Source organism: Elioraea sp. (assembly GCF_051860475.1).
GTDB lineage: Bacteria > Pseudomonadota > Alphaproteobacteria > Acetobacterales > Acetobacteraceae > Elioraea.
The window spans coordinates 1-12,051 of record NZ_JBHYDW010000025.1; the positions used below are offsets into that span (position 1 = coordinate 1).

Consider the following 12,051-nt stretch of genomic DNA (forward strand, 5'->3'; position numbering starts at 1 on the left):
GGGCGGCGGCGCCGGGCCCCCCCCCCCCCCCCCCCCCCCCGGGGGGGGCCGCCCGGGGGGGGGGGGGGTGGGCGGCCCCCCCCGGGCCCCCCCCCAACCTTACGGAGGAAACCATGGCCCCGGCCGCAGGCCCCGAGAAGCAGATCGGCAAGCTCGTCATCCGCAACATCGGCGTGATGCTGTCCGGCAAGCTTGAAGCCCCCCTCCTGGAGGCCGACACGATCGTCGCCGAGGAGGGCCGCATCACCGCGATCGGCCGCGCAGCCGACTGCGACACCAGCGATGCCCGCATCACCATCGACGCGCGCGGCTGCGCCGCCACCCCGGGCCTGATCGACAGCCACGTCCACCCCGTGTTTGGCGACTGGACCCCGCGCCAGAACCAGCTCGGCTGGATCGACTCGATGCTGAACGGCGGTGTGACCACCATGATCTCCGCCGGCGAGGTCCATCTGCCCGGCCGCCCGCGCGACATCGTCGGCGTCAAGGCGCTCGCGATCACCGCACAGCGCGCCTACGAGAGCTTCCGCCCGGGCGGCGTGAAGCTGCTCGCCGGCGCACCGGTGCTGGAGAAGGGCATGGTCGAAAGCGACTTCGCCGAACTCGCCGCCGCGGGCGTGACGCTGCTTGGCGAAGTGGGCCTCGGCACCGTCAAGGCCGGCGACGAGGCCAAGCGGATGGTCGCCTGGGCGCGCAAGCACGGCATCCAGAGCACCATCCACACGGGCGGCCCCTCCGTTCCGGGCTCGGGCTATATCGACGCGGATACGGTGCTGGAGGCCGATGCCGACATCATCGGCCACATCAACGGCGGCCACACCGCGCTGCCGCTGGCGCAGATCCGCTGCCTCTGCGAAAGCTGCGCGCGCGCGATCGAGATCGTACATAACGGCAACGAACTCGCCGGGCTCACCGCGCTCCGCTTCGCCAAGGAGCTGGGCCAGCTCGAACGCGTCATCCTCGGCACCGACAGCCCGGCCGGCTCCGGCGTCCAGCCCCTTGGCATTCTCCGCATGATCGCGATGCTCTCCGCGCTTGGTGACATGCCCGCGGAACTGATCTTCGCCTGCGCCACCGGCAACACCGCGCGCATGCGGAGCCTCGACTGCGGCATCCTGGAGCCGCGCCGCGCCGCCGACATCGTGCTGATGGATCGCGCGCAGCACTCCTCCGGCAGCGACCTGCTCGACAGCGTGCGCAAGGGCGACCTGCCGGGGATCGGCATGGTGATCATCGACGGCGTCGTGCGGTGCGGCCGCAGCCGCAACACCCCGCCGGCCGAGCGCGTCCCGGAGATCCTCCCCTGAACGACGCCGGCGACAACTCACCCGAACAGCTCGCGGCACTCTGGCGCCTGTCGCGCGAGGAAGCGTCCGCGCTCGGCGAGCGCATCGCGCTGCTCGAACGCGCCGTGATGGCGGCCATGACCCATCCGCCGGAAATCGATTCGGCAGAGCTCGCCCTCGCCGTGCTCGATCAGCAGCGCGCGCTCGATCTCACCCGCGCGCGCACCGCGCGCATCGTCGCCACCCTGCGCAGAGGACACGGATGACCAACGAACTGCCGCTCGGCCCCCAGGTGGACGACACGCCGCGGCCGCTGCCCGCGCGTGTGACGCATCGAGGTGCGCACGTGACACTGGAGCCGCTGCATGTGCGCCACACACCCGATCTTTGGTGCGTGGCGCAGGGAGCCGATCACACCTGGACCTATCTCGGCTCAGGTCCCTTCGCGTCCGAGGCCGCGCTGCGCAGGCTGGTGGGCACGCAGGCGGCCCAGCACGATCCGATGTTCTTCGCGGTCCGCCCGCATGTCGCGGGTACGGTCACCGGCTGGCTCTCGTTCATGGAGATCCACCCCGCGGATGCCGATATCGAAATCGGCCATATCTGGTTCAGCCCGGCGATGCAGCGCACGCGCGCGGCGACCGAGGCGATCGCGATCCTGATGCGCCATGCGATGGACGATCTCGGCTACCGGCGCCTGGTGTGGAAGTGCCACGCGCTGAACGCGCCGTCGCGTCGCGCGGCCGATCGGCTCGGCTTCGTCTATGAGGGCACGCACCGCAACCACCGCATCATGAAGGGCCGCTCGCGCGATACGGCCTGGTACTCGATCACCGACGAGGAGTGGCCGCTGCGCCGCGCGGCGCTGGCGCTGTGGCTGGATGACGCGAATTTCGACCACACCGGCACGGCACGGCGCGGCCTGGCGGAGATCCGGGCAGGGCTCGGCACCTGACAGGCCGCGTGCGCCGGGTCACATCGATGCGTAGGCGATGGTGTGATGCTCCTGCCGTTGCCGGCCGAGCCGGGCCGGAGCGCAGGAATGCGGGAGTCGGAACGCATGCGGACGCTCGTCGGGATCGCCCTCATCGCCATCATCGGTGCCGTTGCCCTGTTCGTCGTTGTGCCGCTCCTGGCAGCCGCGATCGGCTTCTATGCCTACATGATCGCGGTGGCGACGATCGTCGTCTCGGCCATCATTCTCTGGAACTGGGCACTCGGCGACTGGTGCTGACCGGCACCAGCATGGCGGCATGAACTACCGCCATGCCTTCCATGCCGGCAATCACGGCGACTGCCTGAAGCACGCGCTGCTGGTCGCGTTGCTTGAGGCGTTGCGGCGCAAGGATGCGCCGTTCGCTGTCGCCGATCTGCACGCGGGGCGCGGCAGCTACGACCTCGCCGGCGATGCGGCCACGCGCACCGGCGAATGGCGCGCGGGGATCGGCCGGCTGCTCGACGATCCGCCGCCCGCGCTCGCCGGGTATGTTGCACTGGTACGCCGCCTCGGCCTCTACCCCGGCAGTCCTGCGATCGCGCACGCGCTGCTGCGCCCGCAGGACCGGCTGGTACTGAACGAAAAGCACCCCGAGGAGTACGCCGCGCTCGCCACCTGGGCGGAGGGCGACCCGCGCATCGCCGTCCGCTGCGGCAACGCCTACGCGCTGCGCGGCGTCGTCCCGCCGGCCGGGAAGCGGCGCGGCCTCGTGCTGTTCGATCCCCCCTACGAGTGCGCCGACGAGCACGAGCGTGTGGCCGCGGCGATGCGGGCCGCGCACCGCGCGGCACCGACCTTCATCATGGCTTTGTGGTATCCGGTGAAACACTTGGCGCCCGTACGCGGCTTGCGCGACGCGCTGCGCGATCTGCCCAGGCGCGTGGATGCGGCCCTCTATCTCCATCCGCCGCTCGATCCGGCGCGCCTCAACGGTTCCGGCCTGCTCGTCGTCAACGCGCCGTGGCAGTATGGGCAGCACGCGCGCGCGATCCTCGAAGCCCTGCGCGCACGTCTCGCCGACGATCCGGCCGCCGAGGTCCACCTGGAGGCTGCGCGTGACTGACGCCATCGCCGTGATTGGCGCTGGCGCCTGGGGCACCGCGCTGGCCGCGCGGCTTGCGACGATCCGCCCCACGGTGCTGTGGGCGCGTGCGCCGTACCGCGCCGCCGAGATCCAGGTGGCACGCGAGAACACGCGCCATCTGCCCGGCCAGGCGATTCCGGACTCGCTGACGGTCACCGCGGATGTGGGGACGGCGCTGTGCGAGGCGCGCGCCGTGCTGCTTGCCGTCCCGGCACAGTCGCTGCGCGCCATCGCCGGCGCGCTGCGCCCGCACTGGCCGGACACCGCGCCCGCCGTGATCTGCGCCAAGGGGATCGAGCGCGACACCCTGTGCCTGCCTTCGGAGAGTGTCGCCTGGGCGCTCCCGGCAGCGCCTCTCGCGGTGCTGAGCGGACCCAACTTCGCCCACGAACTGATGGCGGGACTGCCTGCCGCTTCCGTGCTCGCCGCCGCCGACGAGGCGGTGCGCGCACGGCTGCTTGCGCTGCTTGCGATCCCTCGCCTCCGCCTCTACGGCTCGGCCGACCTCGTCGGCGTGCAGCTCGGCGGGGCGGCGAAGAACGTGATCGCGATCGCCGCCGGCGTGGTCGAGGGCATGGGTCTCGGCGAGAACGCGCGCGCGGCGCTGATCACGCGCGGCGTGGCGGAGCTTGCGCGGCTGGTCGCGGCCGAGGGTGGGCGGCCCGAGACGGCCGCCGGACTCTCGGGACTCGGCGATCTGATCCTCACCTGCACCGGTGCTGCCAGCCGCAACCACTCGCTCGGCATCGCACTCGGCCGCGGCCAGTCGCTCGCCGATGTGCTGGCCGCGCGGGTCGGCGTCACCGAAGGCGTACATACCGCCCCCGCCCTGCTTGCCCGCGCCGCTCGCTCCGGCACCGAACTGCCGATCGCTCAGGCCGTCGCCGCGCTGCTGGAGGGTCGCGCGACGGCGGCGATGCTGGTCGAGGCGCTGCTCAGCCGCACCATCAGGGACGAGTGACGCTATACAGGATCGACGATCGGGGGGACCCCGGCGCGCGCCTCGATCAGCTCGGCCGCATCGAGGCAGAGGTCCTCGCGGAACCGATCCCCGACGAGCTGCACGCCGAGGGGAACGTTGTCGGCCACGGTCGAGGTCGGTACCACCGTGCCCGGCAGGCCGAGGAAGTTGACCACGTAGAGCGGCTCCTGCGCGCGCAGGATGCGCGCCTGGCCCTCGACGGTCAGGTCGAGATCGATCGGGAACGGCGTCTCGCGGCTGACGGGGCAGAGCAGCAGCGGATGGCGGCGGAACAACCGGTGCCAGTCGCGCAGGATCGCGGTGCGCCGCGCAAGCCCGGCCGCATAGGCGTCCTCGTCTGCGGCGGTCACGTTCGCCGCCCAGCCGGCCCAGCTCGCCTTCGTGGCGTCGTCCGCGTTCGCTTCGATCAGTGGCTGCATGAAGCGCAGGCTGTCGGTCATCAGCAGGGACCGCCACAGTGTGGCCGCCTCGTCCCAGTGCGGCGGCGTCACCTCCTCCACGACGCAACCGGCATCCGCGAGCCAGCCGGCCGCCTGGCGCAGCGCCGCGACGACCGGTGACGTGGCGCCGAGGGTGGCGAGGCCAACACGGATCGGCCGCGCAATGGGCGCGCCAGCGAGCGGTGACGGCGTGTGCCACGGGTCGGGCTGCGGCCCGGTCATCATCGCCACCAGGGCCGCACGCAGGTCCGCGATGGTGCGCGCGAGCGGCCCCTGTACGGAGAACAGCTGCAAGCTGATCGGCCGCTCCGCAGTGGCGAGCGGATTATTGGCCGGCACACGGCCGAGGCTCGGCCGGATGCCGGCGACCCCGGTCGCGTAGGCCGGGTAGCGGATCGAGCCGCCGAGGTCGTTGCCATGCGCGATCGCGCCGATCCCGGCGGCGAGCGCGGCGGACGCCCCGCCCGAGGACCCGCCCGGCGTCACTGCCGGGTTCCTGGGGTTGAGCGTGCGCCCGTGCAGCGCGTTGTCCGTAAAGTAGCGGTACGAGTAGCAGGGCGCGTTGGTGCGCCCGACCGGCAGCGCGCCGGAAGCGCGCAGATTCGCCACCACACCGCTGTCGTCCGGTGCGATCAGATCCTTGTAGGCGATCACGCCGTTGGTGGTCGCGTAGCCCTTCTGGTCCGCGTTCACCTTGATCGGCACCGGCACGCCGTGCAGCGGCGCCACCACCTCGCCGCGCTTGACCGCCGCGTCAGCGGCATCGGCGGCCGCCAGCGCCTCGTCGGCACGCACCTCGACGACAGCATTGATCCGAGGGTTCACCGCCTCGATCCGCGCCAGGAACGCCTGCACCACCTCGCGCGCGCTGGCCGCGCGGGTGCGGATCAGGCGCGCCTGATCGAGAGCCGGGAGGCGCCAGAGCTCGGTCATTGCGTGTCCCTGTCATTTGCCGCGGAACGTAGGCGCGCGCTTCTCCAGGAAAGCGCGCTTGCCCTCCGCGTGATCGGCGGTCATGAAGAGCGCGGCCTGGAGCTCGCGCTCCTTGGCGAGCGCCTCCTCCAGCCCCTCGGCGAGCACGGCCTTGGTGAACGCGAGACTGAGCGGCGCGAGCTCGGCGAGCACGAGTGCACGCTTCTTGGCCTCCGCCAGCGCCTCGCCGGGCGCGCAGAGCCGATCCACCAGCCCGATCTCGTGGGCGCGGCGCGCGTCGATCGTCTCGCCGAACAGCAGCAGCTCGCGCGCATGGCCGAAGCCGATCCGGCGCGGCAGGGTGTGCAGCAGGCCGAGATCAGGGATCAGCCCAACCTTGGCGAAGGGCGCGCGGAACAGCGCATCGCCCGCCGCCACCGCGTGGTCGCAGGCGCACAGCACAGACAACCCTGCGCCGACGCACCACCCCTCGACAGCGGCAATCAGCGGCAGGCGCGAGTGGACCATCAGCCGAATCATCTTGTGCGTCCGCCGCATCCGCTCGCGCGCCGCATCGAGCGCGTCCACCTCCATGCCGGCGAGATCGCCGCCCGAGCTGAACACGCCAGCCGTCCCGGTAACGACAGCGGCGCGGATCGCACCATCGGCCTCCAGCTCCTCGAGCGCCTCGACGAAGGCTGCGCGCATCGGCACGCCGAGCGCGTTGCGCCGCTCGGGCACGTTCATCGTCAGGGTCGCGACCGGCCCATCGCGCTCGACCAGCAGAGGTGGATGCTCGGTCGCGCTCATGCCGCGAGCCTGAGCGTCGCCTCGGTGCGCGCCTGCAACGCCTCCAGCGTCATGCCGGGAACCATGTCGCGCACCGCGAAGCCGTCGGGCGTGATGTCGAGCACCGCCAGGTTGGTGTACACGCGCGACACCACGCCGAGCGCGGTCAGCGGATAGGAACAGCGCTTCACCAGCCGCGGGCGACCGTCCTTGGTGGTGTGCTCCATGATGGCCCAGAGCCGTTTCGCCCCGGCTGCAAGGTCCATCGCGCCGCCGACCGCAGGCGCCATCTCGTTCGAGCTGATCGCCCAGTTGGCGATGTCGCCGTTCTCCGCCACCTCGAAGGCGCCGAGCACGCAGAGATCGAGATGCCCACCGCGGATCAGTGCGAAGCTGTCGGACTGGCTGACGAAGGATCCGCCGGGAAGCAGCGTCACCATCTGCTTGCCGGCGTTGATCAGCCATGGATCCTCGTGCTCGGGCAGCGGAGCGGGCCCGACGCCGATCACGCCGTTCTCGGCCTGGAAGATCACCTCGCGCCCTTCCGGCACATGATCGGAGACCAGCGTCGGGATGCCGATGCCGAGATTGACCACCCAGCCCTCGGGGATGTCGACGGCGAGCCGCGCGGCCATCCCGTTGCGGTCGAGCGGTTTCGCGTCCGTCATTGCGCCCATCACGCGTCCTCCGTCACCACAGCCGCGGGGCACCGTAGGGGATGTGCACCACGCGGTCCACGAACACGCCCGGCGTGACGATCCGCTCGGGATCGAGCGCGCCGAGCGCGACGCGGTGCTGCGTCTGCACGATCGTCAGCTCCGCCGCCATTGCCATCACCGGATTGAAGTTGCGCCCGGCCCTGCAGTAGGTGAGATTTCCCCAGCGATCCGCCTCCCACGCCTCGATCAGGGCGACATCACCCTTGAGCGCGTGTTCGAGCACGCAGGCCACGCCGTCGAACGCGCGCACCTCCTTGCCCTCGCCGAGCTGCGTGCCGGCCGCGGTTGGCGTCCAGAACGCGGGGATGCCGGCGCCGGCCGCGCGCATCCGTTCCGCCATTGTGCCCTGCGGCACCACCTCGAGCTCGATCCGGCCGTCGCGGTAGAGTTCCTCCAGGACCACCGAGCCACGCGAGCGCGGATAGGAGCAGATCAGCTTGCGCACCCGACCCTCGGCCATCAGCCGCGCGAGGCCGTGCGTGCCGGTGCCAGCGTTGTTCGACACCACGATGAGATCGCGCAAGCCCCGCTCGCACAGCGCCTCGATCAGGTGGTTCGGCGTGCCGACCTGACCGAAGCCGCCGACCAGCACGGTGGAGCCGTCCTGAACGTCGGCCACCGCCTCGATCGCCGAGGCGACGAACTTGTCGATCATGCGTTCACCCGGAACAGGCCGTTGTTCACCACCACCGCGTCGCGCTCGGCGACGCGCGCGCGGAACGCGTATGTGCCGCCGCCCTCGTCCCAAAGCTCGGTGCGGATCGTCTCGCCTGGAAACACGGGCGCGGAGAAGCGGAGCGCGAGGTGGCGCGGCCTTGTCGTGTCATAGCCGCAGACGCGGCGGAGCAGCGCGTGGGTCACCACGCCGAGGGTGCAGAGCCCGTGCAGGATCGGCCGGTCGAACCCGGCTGTCTTCGCCACCGCCGGGTCGATGTGCAGCGGGTTGTCGTCGCCGTTCAACCGATACAGAAGCGCCTGTTCCGGCCGTGTGGTGAGCTCCACCGCATCGTCGGGCGCGCGCTCCGGCATCGGATGCGGCGGACGCACCGGGTCGGACGGTCCGCCGAAACCGCCATCGCCACGCAGGACCGTCGACTGGTCGAGGGTCGCGAGCGGCGCGCCGGTCGCCGCATCGACCACCTCGCGCGCGGAGTAGAGCAGCGCCCCCTTCCCTTCTCCGCGATCGACCAGGCCGGTGACGCGCGTGCGCCCGATCACCTCGCCGTCGGCCGGCAGGGGCGCGTGCCAGGTGATCGCCTGCTCGCCGTGCACCAGCCGCTTCCAGTCCACACCGGTGTCGAGATTCCTCAGCCAGAACCCAGGGTAGCCGAGCACCACGGCGATCGAGGGAAACGACTTGAGCCGCGTCTCGTAGACGAAGTCGAGCTGGCGCTCATCCAGCGGATCCTGGCCGAGCCCGACCGAGAGCGCATAGAGGATCGTGTCGCGCTTCGCGAGGCGCTGGCGCGTCTCCGGGATCGGGAAGGTGCGCAGCCTCCGGGGATCGATCGCCATGGTCAGTCCGCGAGCTCGATCACCGCATCGAGCGCCACCGCACCGCGTCCTTCCGGCAACACCATGATCGGGTTCACGTCCACCGATTGCAGTCGCGGCCCTGCCTCGGCGCCAAACACCGACAGCCGCGACAGCGCCGCGGCGAGTGCCCGCACATCCGCCTTCGGCCGGCCGCGCGCTCCATCCAGCAGCGGGAAGCCGCGCAGGCTGCGGATCATCGCCAGCGCCTCGTCCTCGCCGAACGGGCAGAGCTTCAGCGCGACGTCGCGCAGGATTTCGACGAACACGCCGCCCAGGCCCACCATCGCCACCGGGCCGAACACCGGATCGCGGTTCAGCCCGATCACGCATTCGACCCCACCCGTGACCATCGGCGAGACGAGCACGCCGGTGACGCGCGCCTGCGGATCGTAGGCAGCGGCGTTGCGCAGGATCGCGGCGAAGCCCTCGCGCACCGCGTCGTCGTCCGCGAGACCGAGCTTCACTCCGCCCGCCTCGCTCTTGTGCAGGATGTCGGGCGAGACAAGCTTCAACGCGACCGGCGCGCCGATCCGCCGCGCCGCGGCCACCGCGCCGTCGGCGGTCTCGCACACCTCCTCCTCGGGCACGGCGATGCCGATCGCAGACAGGATGCGCTTGGCCCCGGCCTCGTCCGGCGCGGTCTCCGGCAGCGCGGGCACCGTGACCTCGGGCGGTGTGTCAGCCAGCCCGCGCGCAAACGCCTCGCCGAACCGGCCCATCGCCGCCAGCGCCACCACCGCACGCGTCGGGTCCTCGAACACCAGGAATCCGTCCGCCTCCCACGCCTTCACCGTCTCCACCGGCGCGATGATGGAGAGGATGAACAGCCGGTCGGGGTGCCGCGCGACCGCCTTCTTCAGCTCCTCGCGCAGCCGTGGTGCGACCGAGGCTGAAGCGCCGACCTGGGTGAAGAACCCGATCGCGCTCGTGTAGCCGCCATCACCCAGCATGCTCTCGGCGAAGGTTCCGACCACGCTCATGTCGTTGAAGGCCTGCGCCGTGCAATCCACCGGATTGGCTGGCGCCGAGAACGGAATGAGCGCCTTCAGCCGAAGCTGCGCCGCCTCCGGCATCGGCGGCATGGGCAGCCCCAGCGCATCCGCTGCGTCCGAGATCAGCACCCCCGCCCCACCCGAGATGGTGATCACCCCGAGCGTGTTGTTCACCGGGTAGATTCGGCGCGTCGCGACATGCGCGATGTCGACCAGCTCTTCAGTCGTGCGCACGCGATGGACACCGGCATCACGCAACACCGCGTCGGTCACCGCGTCGTCGCCGGCGATCGAGGCGGTATGGCTCTTTGCCGCCGCCGCGCCCAGACTCGACCGGCCAACCTTCATCATCACCACAGGCTTGCGGTTGCGGCGTGCGGTCTCGATCGCGGTCAGGAACGATCCGGCCTCGCGGATGCCCTCCGCGTACACCGCAATCACATCCGTCGCCGTGTCCTCGGCCATCCACTGGATCACCTCGCCGAGCGAGACGTCCGCCTCGTTGCCGGTGGTGACCAGCAGCGGCGCGCCGACGCGCCGGTCACGGCAGAGCGCGCCAAGATGCGAGCCGTAGGCACCCGACTGGCTGGCGATGCCGATCCGCCCCGGCAGCGGCCAGCCGTTCTCGAAGCTTGCCGAGAAGATCGGGAAGTAGCCGCGCGACGCATCGAACAGGCCGAGGCAGTTGGGGCCGAGCAGCCGCATCCCGCCCAGGCGTGCCGCCGCGACGATCTCCGCCTGCGCGGCCGCGCCCGCCTCGTCCACCTCGGCGAAGCCGGCCGTGAACATGATCGCCGCCTTCACCCCCTTGGCAACGCAGTCCTGCACCGCCTCGAGGGCCGAGGACGCGGGCACAGCGATGATCGCCGCATCCACCGTGCCCGGCACATCCCCGATGCGCGGATACGCCGTCAGCCCCTGCACCTGCTCGCGGTTCGGATTGACCGGATAGAGCGCGCCGGCGAACCGCCGCGTCTTCATGTACGCGATCGGCCGGCCGCCGATGCGCGTCGGATCGTTCGAGGCCCCGAGAACCGCGAGCGAGTCCGGCCTGATCAGGCTCGTCAGACCGGCGGACGCCGCCACGCTCACACCGTCGCCGCGGAACCGAGCACGCCCGTCACCTGCGCCGACAGCGTGCCGCCATTGCCGTGCACCAGCGCGATGTCGCAGTCCTTCAGCTGGCGCTCACCGGCCGAGCCGCGCAGCTGCGTCACCGCCTCGATGATCAGGAACAGGCCGTACATGCCCGGATGCACGCAGGAGAGCCCGCCGCCGTTCGTGTTCACCGCGAGCCGGCCACCCGGCGCGATCGCCCCGCCCTCGACGAACCGCCCGCCCTCGCCCTTCGGACAGAAGCCGAGATCCTCCAGGAACAGCAGCGTGCAGACCGTGAACGCGTCATAGAGCATCGCGAGCTTCACGTCCGACAGTGCGATGCCCGCATGCGCCAGCGCCCGCGGCCCGCTCTCCGACGCCGCCGACACTGTCAGATCCGGCATCGTGCTGATCGCGCGATGCCACTGCGCCCCCGCCCCGCCGAGGAAGTAGACCGGCGGCTTCGCCAGGTGGTTCGCACGGTCGGCGCGCGTCATCACGCAGGCCGCACCGCCATCGGTCACGAGACAGCAATCGAGCACCGTCAGCGGATCGCTGATCATCCGGCTTGCCAGCACGTCTGCCACACTGAGCGGCCCGCGCGCGAAGGCCGCCGGGTTCAGGTTCGCCCACGCCCGCGCCGCCACCGCGATCTCGGCGAGCTGCTCGCGTGTGGTGCCGAACCGGTGCATATGCCGGCTCGCCGCCAGCGCGTAGGCCGTCAACGGCATGCGCGGCTTGAACGGCGCCTCCCACACCTGTGGCTCGCTCATCGACACCAGACGCCCGCCTGCCGTGCGCTGGTTCGAGCCGTAGCAGATCAACGCCACGTCGCAGAGCCCGGCATCGAGCGCGAGCGCCGCATGCAGCAGATGCGCCTCGAAGCTCGCCCCTCCGATATTGGTGCCATCGACGAAGCGCGGCCGCAGGCCAAGATACTCGGCGACCGACAGCGTCGGAAACGCGTGCGTGCTGGTCGCGGCGAAGATGCCGTCGACGTCAGAGAGCTTCAGGCCCGCATCGTCGACCGCGTTCAGCGATGCCTCCCCGAGCAGCTCGATTGCGGAACGGCCAGGAGCCTCGCCGGTCCCCGCAGTGCCGATCCCGACGACTGCCGTCTTGCCCCTCAGCGCATGTGCCATGGCGGAAAATCCTCAAGAAACGCAGGGCTCCGCCCTGCACCCGGGGGGGGGGGGGGGGGGGGGGGGGGGGGGGG

Annotated in this window: 13 protein-coding genes; 5 read left to right on the forward strand and 8 right to left on the reverse strand. The window is 71.2% G+C overall.

The genetic code is table 11. The features are described 5' to 3' along the window. Positions 1-113 precede the first annotated feature (113 nt). Positions 114-1,307 carry an amidohydrolase family protein gene (locus ACTIFU_RS06940; protein ID WP_439577570.1) on the forward strand — a complete coding sequence of 398 codons (1,194 nt, stop codon included), beginning with the start codon at positions 114-116 and terminating at the stop codon, positions 1,305-1,307. 17 nt (positions 1,308-1,324) lie between these two features. On the opposite strand, the gene ACTIFU_RS06945 is transcribed toward ACTIFU_RS06940, so the two are convergent. Then, positions 1,325-1,546, reverse strand: a complete 222-nt coding sequence (locus tag ACTIFU_RS06945; protein WP_439577571.1) for a hypothetical protein — start codon at positions 1,544-1,546, stop codon at positions 1,325-1,327. Positions 1,547-1,548: 2 nt separating this feature from the next. On the opposite strand from ACTIFU_RS06945, the gene ACTIFU_RS06950 reads away from it, so the two are divergent. The 4 genes from ACTIFU_RS06950 to ACTIFU_RS06965 all read left to right on the forward strand — a co-directional run bounded on the left by ACTIFU_RS06950 (position 1,549) and on the right by ACTIFU_RS06965 (position 4,328). Further along, complete coding sequence (locus ACTIFU_RS06950) at positions 1,549-2,241, forward strand: GNAT family N-acetyltransferase (RefSeq protein ID WP_439577572.1); 693 nt, start codon at positions 1,549-1,551, stop codon at positions 2,239-2,241. A 105-nt stretch (positions 2,242-2,346) separates the two neighbouring features. Next, on the forward strand, positions 2,347-2,520 hold the full coding sequence (locus ACTIFU_RS06955; RefSeq protein ID WP_439577573.1) for a hypothetical protein: 174 nt from the start codon (positions 2,347-2,349) through the stop codon (positions 2,518-2,520). Positions 2,521-2,539: 19 nt separating this feature from the next. Further along, positions 2,540-3,346: a 23S rRNA (adenine(2030)-N(6))-methyltransferase RlmJ gene (gene rlmJ / locus ACTIFU_RS06960; RefSeq protein ID WP_439577574.1), complete on the forward strand. Its 807-nt coding sequence runs from the start codon at positions 2,540-2,542 to the stop codon at positions 3,344-3,346. Further along, complete coding sequence (locus tag ACTIFU_RS06965) at positions 3,339-4,328, forward strand: NAD(P)H-dependent glycerol-3-phosphate dehydrogenase (RefSeq protein WP_439577575.1); 990 nt, start codon at positions 3,339-3,341, stop codon at positions 4,326-4,328. Before rlmJ ends, ACTIFU_RS06965 begins: the two co-directional genes overlap by 8 nt. A gap of 2 nt (positions 4,329-4,330) precedes the next feature. On the opposite strand, the gene ACTIFU_RS06970 is transcribed toward ACTIFU_RS06965, so the two are convergent. From ACTIFU_RS06970 to ACTIFU_RS07000, 7 genes are read right to left on the reverse strand one after another with little or no spacing between them, the layout of a single operon-like run. Then, the gene (locus tag ACTIFU_RS06970; protein WP_439577576.1) at positions 4,331-5,722 is read right to left on the reverse strand and encodes an amidase; all 1,392 of its coding nucleotides are present in this window, start codon (positions 5,720-5,722) and stop codon (positions 4,331-4,333) included. Between the two features lie 12 nt (positions 5,723-5,734). After that, positions 5,735-6,511 (reverse strand): enoyl-CoA hydratase/isomerase family protein, encoded by a 777-nt coding sequence (locus tag ACTIFU_RS06975; RefSeq protein WP_439577577.1) that lies wholly within the window; start codon positions 6,509-6,511, stop codon positions 5,735-5,737. Continuing rightward, positions 6,508-7,158, reverse strand: coding sequence for a 3-oxoacid CoA-transferase subunit B (locus ACTIFU_RS06980; RefSeq protein ID WP_439577578.1), 651 nt, complete (start codon positions 7,156-7,158; stop codon positions 6,508-6,510). Before ACTIFU_RS06980 ends, ACTIFU_RS06975 begins: the two co-directional genes overlap by 4 nt. A gap of 22 nt (positions 7,159-7,180) precedes the next feature. Beyond that, positions 7,181-7,864, reverse strand: coding sequence for a 3-oxoacid CoA-transferase subunit A (locus ACTIFU_RS06985; RefSeq protein WP_439577579.1), 684 nt, complete (start codon positions 7,862-7,864; stop codon positions 7,181-7,183). Next, on the reverse strand, positions 7,861-8,724 hold the full coding sequence (locus tag ACTIFU_RS06990; protein WP_439577580.1) for a MaoC/PaaZ C-terminal domain-containing protein: 864 nt from the start codon (positions 8,722-8,724) through the stop codon (positions 7,861-7,863). The genes ACTIFU_RS06985 and ACTIFU_RS06990 overlap by 4 nt, the downstream gene beginning before the upstream one ends. 2 nt (positions 8,725-8,726) lie before the next feature. After that, positions 8,727-10,823 carry an acetate--CoA ligase family protein gene (locus ACTIFU_RS06995; protein WP_439577581.1) on the reverse strand — a complete coding sequence of 699 codons (2,097 nt, stop codon included), beginning with the start codon at positions 10,821-10,823 and terminating at the stop codon, positions 8,727-8,729. Between the two features lie 2 nt (positions 10,824-10,825). Then, on the reverse strand, positions 10,826-11,977 hold the full coding sequence (locus ACTIFU_RS07000) for a thiolase (RefSeq protein ID WP_439577582.1): 1,152 nt from the start codon (positions 11,975-11,977) through the stop codon (positions 10,826-10,828). Between the last annotated feature and the right edge of the window lie 74 nt (positions 11,978-12,051).